General features: G+C 68.3%; 13 protein-coding genes. 11 read left to right on the top strand and 2 right to left on the bottom strand.

The window, feature by feature from the left end:
• Nucleotides 1–41: 41 nt before the first annotated feature.
• The 7 genes from J3367_RS04295 to J3367_RS04325 all read left to right on the top strand — a co-directional run bounded on the left by J3367_RS04295 (nucleotide 42) and on the right by J3367_RS04325 (nucleotide 6,385).
• Nucleotides 42–344, top strand: coding sequence for a DUF2853 family protein (locus J3367_RS04295; protein WP_024348536.1), 303 nt, complete (start codon nucleotides 42–44; stop codon nucleotides 342–344).
• Between the two features lie 80 nt (nucleotides 345–424).
• A complete protein-coding gene (locus tag J3367_RS04300) occupies nucleotides 425–1,219 on the top strand; it encodes a thymidylate synthase (protein WP_024348535.1) in 795 nt (264 codons plus the stop codon).
• A gap of 46 nt (nucleotides 1,220–1,265) precedes the next feature.
• The gene (locus J3367_RS04305) at nucleotides 1,266–1,790 is read left to right on the top strand and encodes a dihydrofolate reductase (protein ID WP_029702455.1); all 525 of its coding nucleotides are present in this window, start codon (nucleotides 1,266–1,268) and stop codon (nucleotides 1,788–1,790) included.
• A gap of 187 nt (nucleotides 1,791–1,977) precedes the next feature.
• Complete coding sequence (gene hflK / locus J3367_RS04310) at nucleotides 1,978–3,165, top strand: FtsH protease activity modulator HflK (protein ID WP_024348533.1); 1,188 nt, start codon at nucleotides 1,978–1,980, stop codon at nucleotides 3,163–3,165.
• Nucleotides 3,165–4,259 carry a protease modulator HflC gene (gene hflC / locus J3367_RS04315; RefSeq protein ID WP_024348532.1) on the top strand — a complete coding sequence of 365 codons (1,095 nt, stop codon included), beginning with the start codon at nucleotides 3,165–3,167 and terminating at the stop codon, nucleotides 4,257–4,259. Before hflK ends, hflC begins: the two co-directional genes overlap by 1 nt.
• Nucleotides 4,256–4,441, top strand: coding sequence for a DUF2065 domain-containing protein (locus tag J3367_RS04320; protein ID WP_024348531.1), 186 nt, complete (start codon nucleotides 4,256–4,258; stop codon nucleotides 4,439–4,441). Before hflC ends, J3367_RS04320 begins: the two co-directional genes overlap by 4 nt.
• A gap of 264 nt (nucleotides 4,442–4,705) precedes the next feature.
• A complete protein-coding gene (locus J3367_RS04325; protein WP_244495456.1) occupies nucleotides 4,706–6,385 on the top strand; it encodes a Do family serine endopeptidase in 1,680 nt (559 codons plus the stop codon).
• Between the two features lie 12 nt (nucleotides 6,386–6,397).
• Here J3367_RS04325 and serB read toward each other — a convergent pair whose 3' ends face one another.
• Nucleotides 6,398–7,291 carry a phosphoserine phosphatase SerB gene (serB, locus tag J3367_RS04330; RefSeq protein ID WP_024348529.1) on the bottom strand — a complete coding sequence of 298 codons (894 nt, stop codon included), beginning with the start codon at nucleotides 7,289–7,291 and terminating at the stop codon, nucleotides 6,398–6,400.
• Here serB and miaA point away from each other — a divergent pair.
• The 4 genes from miaA (at nucleotide 7,290) to J3367_RS04350 (ending at nucleotide 12,021) form a co-directional block, all read left to right on the top strand.
• Nucleotides 7,290–8,216 (top strand): tRNA (adenosine(37)-N6)-dimethylallyltransferase MiaA, encoded by a 927-nt coding sequence (gene miaA / locus J3367_RS04335; RefSeq protein ID WP_024348528.1) that lies wholly within the window; start codon nucleotides 7,290–7,292, stop codon nucleotides 8,214–8,216. The two genes, serB and miaA, sit on opposite strands and share 2 nt — an antisense overlap.
• A gap of 76 nt (nucleotides 8,217–8,292) precedes the next feature.
• Nucleotides 8,293–9,108 carry a GGDEF domain-containing protein gene (locus J3367_RS04340; RefSeq protein WP_024348527.1) on the top strand — a complete coding sequence of 272 codons (816 nt, stop codon included), beginning with the start codon at nucleotides 8,293–8,295 and terminating at the stop codon, nucleotides 9,106–9,108.
• 39 nt (nucleotides 9,109–9,147) lie between these two features.
• Complete coding sequence (locus J3367_RS04345; protein ID WP_024348526.1) at nucleotides 9,148–9,954, top strand: DUF1206 domain-containing protein; 807 nt, start codon at nucleotides 9,148–9,150, stop codon at nucleotides 9,952–9,954.
• A gap of 282 nt (nucleotides 9,955–10,236) precedes the next feature.
• Nucleotides 10,237–12,021 (top strand): acetolactate synthase 3 large subunit, encoded by a 1,785-nt coding sequence (locus J3367_RS04350; RefSeq protein ID WP_081651759.1) that lies wholly within the window; start codon nucleotides 10,237–10,239, stop codon nucleotides 12,019–12,021.
• 67 nt (nucleotides 12,022–12,088) lie between these two features.
• On the opposite strand, the gene J3367_RS04355 is transcribed toward J3367_RS04350, so the two are convergent.
• Nucleotides 12,089–14,080 carry a hypothetical protein gene (locus J3367_RS04355; protein WP_035694385.1) on the bottom strand — a complete coding sequence of 664 codons (1,992 nt, stop codon included), beginning with the start codon at nucleotides 14,078–14,080 and terminating at the stop codon, nucleotides 12,089–12,091.
• Nucleotides 14,081–14,252: the final 172 nt, after the last annotated feature.

Genomic DNA, 14,252 nt, shown 5'->3' on the forward strand with positions numbered 1-14,252 from the left:
TCTGCGGGCAGGCATTCCGCCATGCCATCGAGGAGCCCCGCATGGACTATCTCGCCAAGGTCAAGGAATATCAGCCGGACGCCGACGAGGAGCGCGTCAAGCGGCTCGAGCAGCGCCTTCGGCTCGTGCTCAGCAAGCGCGATACGGCGGCCGTATCAGCCGGCGACCCCAAGGAAGTTGAGCGCGCGGCGGCCTGGGTGCAGAAGGCCTGTTCGGTCTCGGCCGAAGCTGCGCGGGAGGCCATCGACGGCGTCCTCGAGCAGATGAAGGGCGACCGCATGAAGAGCCGCCTGGTGGTCTATTATCTCGCCGCGGACCGGCTCGGAAAGCTCGCCGACCTCTAGTCCAGCCGGCGCGGGCGCTCCGCGCGGCTCATCCAACAAGCGAACGACCGGCTGGCTGCGGCCCCGGAAGGGTATGTGACATGCGCCAGTATCTGGATCTTCTGACGAGAGTCATGGAGACCGGTTCCGATCGGCCCGACCGCACGGGGACCGGCACCCGCTCGGTCTTCGGCCACCAGATGCGGTTCGACCTCGCCGACGGCTTCCCGATGCTGACGACGAAGAAGCTGCACTGGAAGTCGGTCGTCCACGAATTGCTGTGGTTCCTGAAGGGCGACACCAACATCGCCTATCTGAAGACCAATGGCGTGCGGATCTGGGACGAATGGGCCGACGAGAACGGCGATCTCGGTCCGGTCTATGGCGCGCAGTGGCGCTCCTGGCCCGACTATGACGGCGGCCATATCGACCAGATCGCCAAGGTGGTGGAGGCGATCCGCCGCACGCCGCAATCGCGCCGGCTGGTGGTGTCGGCCTGGAACCCGGCGCTGGTCGACGAGATGGCGCTGCCGCCCTGCCATTGCCTGTTCCAGTTCTACGTCGCCGACGGACGCCTGTCGTGCCAGCTCTATCAACGCTCGGCCGACATCTTCCTGGGCGTGCCGTTCAACATCGCCTCCTATGCGCTCTTGACGGCGATGGTCGCGCAGGCGACCGGCCTGAAGCCGGGCGACTTCGTCCATACGCTCGGCGACGCGCATCTATACAGCAACCACGTTGAACAGGCGCAGCTGCAGCTCACCCGCACGCCGCTGCCGCTGCCGACGCTGACGCTGAATCCGGCGATCGACGATCTCTTCGCCTTCGGCTTCGACGACATCGCGCTGGAAGGCTACGAGGCGCACCCGCATATCAAGGCCAAGGTGGCAGTCTGATGCGCGGCGAGGGCGCGGCACGGCGCGAAGAGGCGAGGGCGACGGCATGGCGGTGAATAATCCGGCGCTCGTCGCGGTGGTGGCCATGGCCGAGAACGGCGTCATCGGCGATGCCGGCGCAATGCCATGGCGCATGCCGAGCGACCTCAAGCGCTACCGTCGCCTGACCATGGGCAAGCCGATGATCATGGGGCGCAAGACGCTCGATTCGATCGGCCGGGTGCTCGACGGGCGCGACAGCATCGTCCTCAGCCGGGCGGAGCAAGTGCCTTATGAGGGCGCAATTCTGGCCGGCACGCCGGCTGCGGCGCTGGACCGCGCCCGCGACGCGGCCGCCGCCCGCGGGGCGGACGAGATCGTCGTCGCCGGGGGCGCCGAGATCTACCGTCTGTTTCTCGACCGGCTCGACAGGCTGTACGTGACCCGGATCGCGGTGGATGTGAGCGGCGACACGGTGTTTCCGCCGATCGATCCGGCGATCTGGGCGGTCGAATCGGACGAGCCCTGCGAGCGGGGGCCGAAGGACAGCGCCGACAGCCGCTTCATCGTCTATGTCCGGCGCGACCGATAGCGGCCGGAGCCACCTTGGGCGGGACAGAACTGCCGCATTGTTCACCATTTGCGAACACCCCTGGGCAAATTGGTCACACTCGCGTTGAAAGCCGATTTGGCAGTTCTTATAAGGGTCGTACGGATCTGCGCGTGAAAAGCGGGAGGCTCGACGCCCGCAGAAATCCCTGAAATTTGGAAGGACAGCGATGCCCTGGAGCAATCAGACTGGCAATGGCGGCTGGAAAGGCGGCGGCAGCGGCGGCGGCAACGGCGGCCCCTGGGGCCAGCGTCCGCAGTCTCCGCGCCCCGGTGGGAACGGCGGTTCGCCGGATCTGGAAGACATCCTGCGGCGCGGCCAGGACCGGCTGCGGCGCGCCATCCCTGGTGGTGGTGGCGGTGGCAGCGGTCCGGGCTCTCCGGCCGGGATCGCCGGTTGGGGCATCCTGTTCGTCGCGGGTCTCGCGGTGCTGTGGCTGTTCAAGGCCGTCTATACCGTCCAGCCGGACGAGATCGGCGTCGAGCTCTTGTTCGGCAAGCCGCGCCAGGAACTGTCAGACCCGGGTCTGCACGTCGCCTTCTGGCCGTTCGAGACCGTCGAGACCGTGCCGGTCGTCGAGAACCAGATCACCCTCGGCAGCAGCCAGAGCGGTGACAATTCCGGCCTGATGCTGTCCGGCGACCAGAACATCGTCGATGTCCAGTTCGCCGTCCTCTACCAGGTCGACGATCCGCAGAACTATCTGTTCCAGGTCGACGATCCGATCGCGATGCTGCAGCAGGTGTCCGAAAGCGCCATGCGCGAAGTCGTCGGCCGCCGTCCGGTGCAGGACGTCTTCCGCGACGACCGCGCCGGCATCGCCGAGGAGGTCCGCCAGATCACCCAGGACACGATGAACGAGTATCAGGCCGGCCTGCGCGTCAACGGCATCTCGATCGAGGACGCGGCCCCGCCGAGCCAGGTCGCCGACGCCTTCGACGAGGTGCAGCGCGCCGAGCAGGACGAGGATCGCTTCATCGAGGAGGCGAACCGCTATCGCAACCAGCAGCTCGGCCAGGCCCGAGGCGAGGCGGCGCAGATCCGCGAGGATGCCGCCGGTTACAAGAACCGTGTCGTCCAGGAAGCCGAGGGTGAGGCACAGCGCTTCAGCTCGATCCTCGCCGAGTTCGAGAAGGCGCCGGAGATCACCCGCAAGCGTCTCTTCCTCGAGACCATGGAGGGCGTCCTGAAGGGATCGACCAAGATGATCATCGAGCCGGGTGCCGCAGGCGGGCAGGGGGTCGTTCCCTATCTGCCGCTCAACGAGCTGCAGCGTCCCGGAACGGCCGGCGCCCAGCCGCAGGCCCAGCGCAATACGACCACCGGTAACGCAACGGTCCAGCAGGGAGCGAACTGATGAGCAACCGCTTCTACGGGATCGCCATTGCGGTCGCCATCGTCGCCCTTGTGGTGTGGAACTCGATCTTCATCGTCAACGAGAAGGAGCAGGCGATCGTCCTGCGCTTCGGCGAGATCCAGCGCGTCGTCGACGAGCCGGGCCTCTACTTCAAGTGGCCGGCGTCCTTCGTCGGCGCCGATCAGGTCCGCAAGCTGCCGGACCGGCTGCTGCGCTTCGATCTGGACGACATCCGCGTCCAGGTCTCGGGCGGCAAGTTCTACGAGGTCGATGCCTTCCTCGTGTACAACATCTCGGACGCAGCCCGCTTCCTGCAGGCGGTCTCGGGTTCGATCCCGGCGGCCGAGCAGCGGCTGCGCACCCGTCTCGATGCTGCGCTGCGCCGGGTCTACGGTCTGCGCGGTTTCGAGGCGGCACTGTCGGCCGAGCGCGCCGACATGATGCGGCAGGTGCGTGACCAGTTGCGCCCGGATGCGGCCTCGCTCGGCATCGAGTTGACCGACGTGCGGATCCGGCGCACGGACCTGACGCAGGAGGTCTCGCAGCAGACCTACGAGCGCATGCAGGCCGAGCGCCTGGCCGAGGCCGAGCGCCTGCGGGCCCGCGGTCAGGTCGCTGCCCGCGAGATCCGCGCCGCCGCCGATCGCGGCGTGGTCGAGACGGTGGCCGAGGCGCGTCGCGAGTCGGAGATCCTGCGAGGCGAGGGCGAGGCCGCACGAAGCGGTATCTTCGCCGAGGCCTATGGCGGCAATCCGGAGTTCTTCGACTTCTACCGGTCGATGCAGGCCTACCGGGAGTCGCTGGAAAACTCGGGCACGACGATGGTGCTGTCGCCTGATACGGAATTCTTCCGTTATTTCAGTGGTGACGGCGGTGACGAGATCACCGCGCTGCCGCTGGACGGCATGACGCCGGGCACGCCGACGTCGCAGGCCACCCCGGCTCCGGAGGCAGAGGCCGCCAGTGCCGGGACCGCGTCGCCGGCTGAAGCGACCCCGGCCGCGGATGCTGGCGCCGATACCGCCACCAATCCGGCAGCGACAGCCGGCGATCTGTCCGGCAACGCCGAGCAGACCGGTTCCATCGCCCAGTGAGCGATTTCGTCGCCGCCCTCGGTCTCGTTCTGGTGATCGAGGGCGTCGTCTACTGCCTGTTTCCCGACGGGGTCCGGCGCATGGCCCGTACGGCGGCCATGCTGCCGGACCGCTCGCTGCGGATCGGCGGCCTGGCCGCCGCCATTGCCGGTGTCGGCATCGTCTGGCTGGTGCGCCACTAGGCCCGGCCCGCAGGACGGGTGTCCCGCCGCGCACACTAGAGTTGCCATCCCTCCGGCAGCGTCGCGATTGGCGGCCTCCTCCCGGCTCCCTCCTCATCACCATTGCGTCGGCGACAAGAAACCTTCTTGATTCGGACGCGGTTTTCCGGTCCCGTCTCGCTCACCCGAGTACGGGCGCCGCGTTTGATCAGCGGTGCGCCGTGCCGCACGGGACCATGCCGTCGCGCGGCAGCCGCGTCCCGCGCCGATGCGAGAGGATTTGACATGAGACTTCGGACGACCGGAACGATGCGCCGCTCCGCCGGCCAGGCGTCGGCGGCAATGGCCGTCGCCGCGATGGCACTCCTGCATCCGCTGGCCGCGCACGCGCAAACGGAGGCTCAGGCGCAGACAGAGGCGCCGGAGACCGGCGAGACCCAAGCCGATGCACCGGACACGGCCGTTCCGGCGCTGCCGGTCCCGCCGGTGGACAATGGCCCGACGCAGGAAGCCCGTCCGGCTCCCGCCACCACGGCGCCAGGCGCCGGCGCGGCGCGGGGGCCGGCCTCTGTCGCCGATCTCGCCGAGGGGCTGCTCGACGCCGTCGTCAACATCTCGACCTCCCAGTCGGTCGATGTTGCCGGCCGGGGCGTTCCCCCGCTCGAGGCGCCGGAAGGCTCGCCGCTGCAGGATTTCTTCGACGACCTCCTGCAGGACCGGGACGGTCTGGGCAACCGACGGGTGCAGTCGCTGGGCTCGGGCTTCGTCGTCGACCCCTCGGGCGTCGTCGTCACCAACAATCACGTCATCGCCGACGCCGACACGATCACCGTCAATTTCGCCGACGGCACCCAGCTCGACGCCGAACTGATCGGCACCGATCCGAAGACCGACCTGGCGGTGCTGAAGGTGGAGCCGGCAGAGCCGCTGGTGTCGGTGAAATTCGGCGATTCGGAAGCTTTGCGGATCGGCGACTGGGTGATGGCCATCGGCAACCCGTTCGGCCTGGGCGGCTCGGTGTCGATCGGCATCGTCTCGGCCCGCGGCCGCAACATCAATGCCGGCCCCTACGACAATTTCATCCAGACCGACGCGGCGATCAATCGCGGCAATTCCGGCGGCCCGCTGTTCGACCTGAATGGCGACGTCGTCGGCATCAACACGGCGATCATCTCGCCGACCGGCGGCTCGATCGGCATCGGCTTTTCGGTGCCGGCAAACCTGGCCGTCAACGTCATCGACCAGCTGCGCGAATTCGGCGAGACGCGGCGTGGCTGGCTGGGCATTCGCCTGCAGGCGGTGACCGACGACATCGCCGAAGGCCTCGGGATCGGCGAAGCGCGGGGCGCCGTGGTCATGGGCATCGTCGAGGGTGGCCCGTCCGACAACGGCCTCCTGAAGGTCGGCGACGTCATCGTCTCCTTCGACGGCACGGCGGTGGAGAGTTCGCGCGACCTGCCGCGCATCGTCGCGGAAACGCCGGTCGGCAAGGCCGTCGCGGTCGAGGTTCTGCGCAAGACCGCCACCGACAAGCCCGCCGAGCGGACCAGTGTCGAGGTGACACTGGGCCGGCTGGAGGATGGCGAGAAGCTGATGGCCGAATCCGAGGACGCAGCGCCGACGAGCGACCCGGACGCGGCCGAGACCGGCGATACGGATGCCGGACCGGTAGAAACGCTGGGCATGACGCTCACCGAGATCGATCCGACGCTGCGCGAGCAATATGCGTTGGGCGAGGACGCCAAGGGCGTGGTCGTCACCGCCGTCGCACCCAACTCGAATGCCGCCGAGAAGGGCATCGAGGCCGGAACGCTGATCCGCGAAGTGGCCCAGGAAGAGGTCGCGACCGCGCGCGAGGTGGCCGACAAGATCGCCAAGCTCAAGGACGAGGGCCGCCGCAACGCGCTGCTGCTGCTGGCCGCCAGCAATGGCGATCTGCGCTTCGTCGTCGTGCCGATCGAATAGTCCGAAGGGCGATCAGCCGGGCCGCACGATCTCGTCGGCCCGGTAGCCCTGGATGAACAGCAGCGCGGTCAGATCGCCATGGTCGACCCGGTGAGGCGCACGGGCGGCGACGGTCGGCTTGGCGTGCAACGCGACGCCGGTGCCGGCCCGCTCGATCATCGGCAAATCGTTGGCGCCGTCACCCACGGCAATCGCATCGGCGACGCCGACACCGAGCTGAGCTGCGAAATCCTCCAGCGCGGCGACCTTGGCGGCGGAGCCGAGGATCGGTTCCGCAACGCGCCCGGTGAAGGCGTCGCCCTCATGCAGCAGGGTGTTGGCGCGGTTCTCGTGGAAGCCCAGCTTCTCCGCGATCGGTCCGGTGAAGACGGTGAAGCCGCCCGAGACGAGGGCGGTGAAGGCGCCGTTGGCGCGCATGGTGGCGACGAGTTCAGCACCGCCGGAGGCCAGCGTGATGCGCTCGGCGATGACCTCGGCAACCGCGGCGGTCGGCAGCTTCTCCAGCAGCGCGACGCGTTCCTTCAGGGCCGGCTCAAAGGCGATCTCGCCATTCATCGCGCGGGCGGTGATGCCGGCGACTCGGTCCTTGATGCCGATGGCGTCGGCGAGTTCGTCGATGCACTCCTGATCGATCATGGTGGAATCCATGTCGGCGATCAAAATCCGCTTGCGCCGCTGGTCGTGCTGCTGCACCACGCAGTCGAACCCGCCATCGGCCGCGATCGCGGCGAGATCCTGCCGCCAGGTCGGGGCCACCGGCGTATCGAAGCGAAGATCGGCGGCATAACCGGGGGCCAGCCACGCGGCCCGGTCCGGCGTCGTGCCGATCGCTTCGGCGATCGCGGCGAGGCCGGAAGCGGGCAGACCGGCACCCTTCGGTGCGGCAATGAGCGTGGCGACGAGCATGAAGCGACAGTCCGAAATGGCGGGAAAACAGGCGATCCTGATAGCCGGGCCGACCGCCAGCGGCAAGTCGGGCCTCGCGGTGGAACTGGCCGAGCGCCACGACGGCGTCGTGGTCAACGCCGATTCCATGCAGGTCTATGATGGCCTCAGCATCCTGACCGCGCGCCCGGACGCCGATGCGCTCGCCCGCGTGCCGCACCGGCTCTACGGGCATGTCGCGCCCGACCGGATCTATTCCGTCGGCGCCTGGATTCGCGACGTCGCGCCGGTGCTGGAGGAGATCCGCGCGGCCGGCAGGCTGCCGATCCTGTGCGGCGGCACCGGCCTCTACTTCAAGGCGCTGCTCGGTCTTCTCGACGATCTGCCCGAAGTGCCGCCGGAGATCCGCGAACGCTGGCGCAACCGGCTGGCGGAGGAAGGCGCTCCGGCCCTTCACGGCCTGCTGACCCACTCCGATCCCATTGCCGCGCAACGGATCGACCCGGCCGACGGGCAGCGGATCGTGCGGGCGCTCGAGGTGGGCGAAGCGGCTGGGCAGCCGCTGTCGGCCCTCCAGACCGGCCGGCGGCCCGGCCTTCTGGACCCGTCCGCCTGCGTGAAGCTCGTGACGGCACCGGAGCGCAGCGTGCTGCGCCAGACCATCGCGGAGCGCTTCGCGCAGATGATGGCGGCAGGCGCGCTGGAGGAGGTCGCGGCGTTCCGTACCATCCCCGGCGCGATGGAGGGATCGGCGGCCAAGGCCATCGGCGTCGCCGAACTGTCGGCGGTGCTCGACGGAACGATGGCGCAAGATGCCGCGGTCGCCCGTGCCGCAACCCGCACCCGCCAATATGCCAAGCGCCAGGAGACCTGGTTCCGGAACCAGTTCGATGCGAGCTGGCAGCGGCTTGCGTCCCCCGACATCGCCGCGATCGAGACGATTTGAGCAATCGCATTAAGCGATCGGACAGCTTCTCGTCGTATCAGTTCCCATGGGGAAGAATCGGGAAGTCGGGCGGTCGATGAAGGTCACCAAGGCAGAGCTTTCGGTCGGGCTTTATCTGGCTGCGATCGTCGTTGCGGTCGCCTGTACCGTCAAAGCACATGCGGTCACCGTGGCAATCCTCGCCCGGGTCGGCGACAGCGAGCCGCCGATCATGAGCAGCCTGTTTGCGGCGACCATCGCCAGCCTCGTCGTGGCGCTGGGCACCGGCCTGTTCCTGATCCTGCCGACCATCCGCGCGCAGCTTCGCGAGCAGGGCAAGCTGCGCTCGCTTGCCGGCACGCTCGAGCAGCGCTCCCAGCATCTGGAGCAGGCGGCGCTAACCGATCCGCTCACCGGCCTGCGCAACCGGCGCTGTTTCGACCGGATGTTCGAGGAATATGTCGTCGCCTTCGACCGCGTCGGTCGCCCGGTTGGGCTGCTGCTGTTCGACCTCGACAAGTTCAAGGCGGTCAACGACACCTACGGCCACGATGTGGGGGACGAGGTGCTGAAGGCGGTCGCCGGCTGCCTGACGGATTTCGCGCGCCACCGCGACGTGGTCGCCCGCCTCGGCGGCGAGGAGTTCGCGATCATCGTGACGAACATGTCGGCGCCCGGCCTTGTCTCCTTCGCCGAGCGGATACGGCAGGCGATTTCGGGGCTCACCATCCGGGTCGGAGACGTCAGGCTGCGCACCACGGTATCGGTGGGACTGGCCTCTTCGGAGCCGGGCGACGGCTGCGCGGCGATCTTCAAGCGGGCCGACGTCAATCTCTACAAGGCCAAGCAGGCGGGACGGAACCGGGTCAGTGCCGGGTCGGCCGCCGGGGTGCTCCTCGGAACCAACGCCTGAGCCGCCGCGTATAGGCTCTTCACAAGGCGAGGAGCGACATTGACCACCCTGGATATTCCCCACCAGCATCACGACTGGCTCCGCAAGGCAGCGCGGGCCGGCTACGCCGCTCGCGGGCTGGTGTATCTCATCGTCGGCTACTTCGCGTTTCGCGCCGCCTACGCCACCGGCCGGGCCATGGGGACCAAGGACGCGGTCGACACGGTCGCCGGCTCCGCCTTCGGGACGGTCGCCCTCGTCGCGCTCATCGCGGCGCTGACCTGTTTCACCATCTGGCGGCTGATTCAGATGTTCTTTGACGTCGACGAGCACGGTCTCGACGCCAGGGGCGTGTTCGCGCGTTTCGGCCTGCTGATCAGCGCCTTCGCCTATGGCGGTACCGCGTTCTATGCGGCGACGGTCCTTGCCGGCATGCGGTCGGACGGAGGCGGTGGCGGTGTCGTCGCGGCGGCCTACGATGCCGGCTACGGCGTCTGGATCACCTATATCGTGTCGCTGGGCATGGCGGTCGCCGGTGCCGCTCACATCTACAAGGGCGTCGTCGCTGGCTTCGAGAAATACATGACCATTCCCGCCGGCAAGCGCGCCTGGCTGCGGCCGATCTGCCGCTTCGGCCTGATCGCCCGGGGCGTCACCTTCTTCGTTCTGGCCGGGCTGTTGTTTACCGGTGCCGTCTCCTATGGCGAGGGCGATACGCCGGGGCTGGAAGCGGCGCTGCAGGCGATGTCGGACTGGAGCTATGGCTGGGTGCTCTTGTCGCTGACCGGGCTCGGGCTGATCGCCTTCGGCGCCTATGCCTGCGTCGAGGCACTCTATCGCCGCATCCACATCGAGAAGGTCGGCTGACCTCGAGTGGCCCGGCGGCAGGACCGCCGCCGGGCACGGCCGCAAGATAAGTCGTTGACGGACGCGCTGGACGGGCTTAGCTTCCGCCCCATGACAAAGATCAACATTCTCGTAGTAGGACGGCGCACACGCGAGGCGGTCTAGGGACCGCCCGGCGAGAGCCACGTGTGCGCAACTCAAAGGGCCCCAGCGGCCCTTTTTTATTGCGCCGAGTTCCGACACAGCATCCGGACCGGGAGCGGCGCCAGACCAACCCGGCAGGCACGAGACGGAAGACGAGCCATGAACGCGACATCGGACACACGGGAAATGACAGGCGCGGCGATGGTCGTGCAGGCGCTGAAGGATCATGGCGTCGCCGACATCTTCGGCTATCCGGGCGGCGCGGTTCTCCCGATCTATGACGAGATCTTCCAGCAGGAAGCGGTCCGCCATGTCCTGGTGCGGCACGAGCAGGGGGCCGGCCACGCCGCGGAGGGCTATGCCCGCGCAACCGGCAAGCCGGGCGTCATGCTGGTGACCTCGGGCCCCGGCGCGACCAATGCGGTGACCGCGCTGCAGGACGCCCTGATGGATTCGATCCCGCTGGTCTGCATCACCGGCCAGGTGCCGACGACGCTGATCGGCTCCGACGCCTTCCAGGAATGCGATACGGTCGGCATCACGCGGCCCTGCACCAAGCACAACTGGCTGGTGAAGGACGTCAACGATCTGGCACGCGTCCTGCACGAGGCCTTCCACGTGGCGACCACCGGTCGCCCGGGGCCGGTCGTCGTCGACATTCCCAAGGACGTGCAGTTCGCCACCGGCCTCTACACGCCGCCGGCGCCGCAGACCCAGCACGAGAGCTACCGGCCGAAGCTGGTCGGCGACCGCGACCGCATCGAGGCGGCGGTGGCGATGCTGGCGGGCGCCAAACGGCCGATCATCTATTCGGGCGGCGGCGTCATCAATTCCGGCCCCGAGGCCGCGCAGCTCCTGCGCGAGCTGGTCGCGCTGACCGGTGCGCCGATCACCTCGACGCTGATGGGGCTTGGCGCCTATCCGGCCTCCGGCGAGAGCTGGCTGGGCATGCTGGGCATGCACGGCACCTACGAGGCCAATCTGGCCATGCATGGCTGCGACGTCATGCTGTGCGTCGGCGCGCGCTTCGACGACCGGATCACCGGTCGGCTCGACGCCTTCTCGCCGCACTCCAAGAAGATCCACATCGACATCGACCCCTCGTCGATCAACAAGAACGTGCGCGTCGACCTGCCGATCATCGGCGATGTCACCCATGTCCTGCGCGACATGGTCGGCATCTGGAAGGAGCGCGGCACGGCGATCGACCCGGCCTCGCTCGCCGGTTGGTGGGACGAGATCGGCACGTGGCGGGCCCGCGACAGCCTGGCGTACCGGCCGAATGACGACGTCATCATGCCGCAATACGCCATCCAGCGGCTCTATGCGCACACCAAGGATCGCGAGACCTACGTCTCCACCGAGGTCGGCCAGCACCAGATGTGGGCGGCGCAGTTCTACGGCTTCGAGGCGCCGAACCGGTGGCTGACCTCGGGCGGTCTCGGCACGATGGGCTATGGCCTGCCGGCGGCGATCGGCGCGCAGATCGCCCATCCGGACGCGCTGTCGGTCTGCATCGCCGGCGATGCGTCGGTGCTGATGAACATGCAGGAGATGTCGACGGCGGTGCAGCACGGCGCCAACGTCAAGATCTTCATCCTGAACAACCAGTATATGGGCATGGTCCGGCAGTGGCAGCAGCTCCTGCACGGCAACCGGCTGTCGAACTCCTACACCGAGGCGCTGCCGGACTTCGTCAAGCTGGCCGAAGCCTATGGCGGCCATGGCATCCGCTGCCAGAAGCCGGGCGATCTCGACGCCGCCATCGAGGAGATGCTCGCCGTCGACAAGCCGGTCCTGTTCGACTGCCGGGTGGCGAACCTCGCCAATTGCTTCCCGATGATCCCGTCGGGCAAGGCCCATAACGAGATCCTGCTGCCGGACGAGGCGAGCGACGAGGCGGTCGGCAGCGCCATCGACGCCAAGGGCCGTGCCCTGGTCTGACCGGGCTGGCAGTCTCAGTGCAGATTGGCGAAGGGCGGCGGCAACGCCGCCCTTCGTCGTTTCAGGCTTATGACGGGCGGTCGAAGGCGACGCTGCGGCCGTCCGAGCGGATTTCCAGCTCGAAGCCGTCGCCGCGCGCGTCGAGCCCGCTGAAGACAAAGAAGCTCTTGTAGTTGTCGCGGTTCGACAGGGTCACGCGCAGGATCTCTGCGTCCGGCATCAGCGCCTCGGCGATCCGCAGGATCCGCTCCGGCACGTCCTCCTGCAGGATTTCGCGGTCGATCTTCACGACGGCGCCGTCCTCGGCGACGGTCACCGCCACGTCGCGGCCGCTGCGCATCTCGCCCCGCAGGGCGTAGACCTGCTGGTCGCCGTCGTCGCGGATCGCCACGGAGCGGAACTGCGCGCCGGGCAGGGCCAGTTCGGCGCTGCCGATGACCGCCAGCGGCACCGCGATCATGTCGGGTTCGGATGTCTGCGGCGCCGCAGCATCGTCCGCCTCGTCCATTGCCGGGTCTTCGGTGGCGGCGAGCCGATCGGCCTGCTTCGCCTCGCCGGGGCTCGCGACCTCGCCGTCAGGTGCCGCGTCCTCGGGCGCGACCGCCGGCTTGTCCATCTCCGCCATGCCGTCCTCCGCGGCCATGGTGGCCGGTCCGGTCGGTTCGGCATCCTGCGGCGCCTCGGTGACCGAGGATTGCGGCATCGTGCCCGCCACGCCGGCGGCGTTGCGGGCGGTGTCGGTCAGCTCTTCCGGCGGCGAGTCGAGGGCGTCGATGTCCAGTTCGCTCGCGGCGTCGTCGGCGCTGTCGGCAATGATGTCGACCGCATCCTCTTCCTCGGCGTCATCCGCGAGGCTGTCGGCCGCCATGTCGCCGGACATCGCCGCGTCGCCTGCCTCGGCCTCCGAATCGTCTTGGGACATGGCGTCGGCCATCGCATCATCCTGCGGGTCCGCATCGACTGTGTCAGCGACGCTGTCCTGCGAATCCATCTCTTCGGCCGACTCGGCCTCCGAGAGATCGGCGGCATCCGCCTCCAGTTCGGCCGCGGCACCGTCGGCACTGTCGGCGATGATGTCGGCCACATCCTCAGCATCATACTCGGCGCTGTCTGAAGCCATGTCGCTGGACATCGCCGCGTCGTCGGCGTCGACCTCTGCCGCGTCTTCGACATCGTCATCGATCCCATCCAACGCGGTGTCGGCCATATCGCCATCGTCGCCGATTTCGGCCTCCGCCTCGTCCTCGGACATGGCATCAACGGTATCGGCCTTGGCGTCGGCCGTGCTGTCCTCTTCGAGGACGTCGGCCATCGCATCATCCTGCGGGTCCGCATCGGCGCTGTCGTGCGAATCCGTCTGTTCGGCCGCATCCGCCTCCGGAGCATCGGCGCTGTCGGCCTGGTCGTCCGGCTGCGCCGGATCGGCCGAGGTTTCACCCAGGGCACCGGCGTTGCCGGTGTCGCCGATCAGCTCGTTGATCGCAGCCGATGCGGTGCCGGGAGCGCGGGTATCCTCATCGTCGGCTTCCGTCCCGGACGCCTGGCTGTCCGCCTCCGGGGCGGCCGGCGTTTCGCCGGACGAACCTTGCGCGGCCGCAACGCTGTCCTCGATGATTGTCCCTGCGTCCTTCGTGGCCGTCTCCACGTCGGGAGCTTTCGGCACCGCCGTTCCGTCGCTCGCCATCTTGTCGCCCACGTCGCCATCGGGCGCTGCGGACAGTTCGGTGGGCGGTTCGGCCAGTTCCTCGCTTGCGCCGAGTTCGGATTGCGCCGCTTCGCCGCTGGCGTCGATCTCCCTGGCCGCTGTCTCGGATGCCGCGTCCGCTGTCGGCGCAAGGGCCTGTCCGACCATCGCATCGGCGGGAACGGCGACGAGCGAACCGTCGCGGCAGGTCAGGCGGAAGAGGCCGTCCTCGCCCTCGACCCGAATTGTCAGGGCGAAGCCGCCATCGGTGAGCGCAGGCACGCACTGGGCCCGGTCCGGCTCCTGCGCGGTCGCCGCACCGAATGCCGGCAGCGCCAGCGCAGCCGTGGTGCCCAGAAGCATGATCGTCTTCATGTCCGTCTCTCCCTCTTGGTTGCCACCGCGTCCGGCGCCTTCATGGCAGGTGAAGATGCGCTTCCGATGACGCACGTCCATCCTGCGTCGCACAAGCGGACCGTCCGCGCGCTGCCGCGAAAGCCGCCTTGGCCTTTCGGCGTCGCGGCTCTATGGTGCCGCAACGCCAAGA

Source organism: Aurantimonas sp. NFXS3 (assembly GCF_049132005.1).
GTDB lineage: Bacteria > Pseudomonadota > Alphaproteobacteria > Rhizobiales > Rhizobiaceae > Aurantimonas > Aurantimonas coralicida.

Bases quoted from the DNA above. Each gene is read 5' to 3' on its own strand.
- J3367_RS04295 (WP_024348536.1), top strand. From the start codon at position 42: ATGGACTATCTCGCCAAGGTCAAGGAATATCAGCCGGACGCCGACGAG.
- J3367_RS04300 (WP_024348535.1), top strand. From the start codon at position 425: ATGCGCCAGTATCTGGATCTTCTGACGAGAGTCATGGAGACCGGTTCC.
- J3367_RS04305 (WP_029702455.1), top strand. From the start codon at position 1,266: ATGGCGGTGAATAATCCGGCGCTCGTCGCGGTGGTGGCCATGGCCGAG.
- hflK (WP_024348533.1), top strand. From the start codon at position 1,978: ATGCCCTGGAGCAATCAGACTGGCAATGGCGGCTGGAAAGGCGGCGGC.
- hflC (WP_024348532.1), top strand. From the start codon at position 3,165: ATGAGCAACCGCTTCTACGGGATCGCCATTGCGGTCGCCATCGTCGCC.
- J3367_RS04325 (WP_244495456.1), top strand. From the start codon at position 4,706: ATGAGACTTCGGACGACCGGAACGATGCGCCGCTCCGCCGGCCAGGCG.
- miaA (WP_024348528.1), top strand. From the start codon at position 7,290: ATGAAGCGACAGTCCGAAATGGCGGGAAAACAGGCGATCCTGATAGCC.
- serB (WP_024348529.1), bottom strand. From the start codon at position 7,291: ATGCTCGTCGCCACGCTCATTGCCGCACCGAAGGGTGCCGGTCTGCCC.
- J3367_RS04340 (WP_024348527.1), top strand. From the start codon at position 8,293: ATGAAGGTCACCAAGGCAGAGCTTTCGGTCGGGCTTTATCTGGCTGCG.
- J3367_RS04350 (WP_081651759.1), top strand. From the start codon at position 10,237: ATGAACGCGACATCGGACACACGGGAAATGACAGGCGCGGCGATGGTC.
- J3367_RS04355 (WP_035694385.1), bottom strand. From the start codon at position 14,080: ATGAAGACGATCATGCTTCTGGGCACCACGGCTGCGCTGGCGCTGCCG.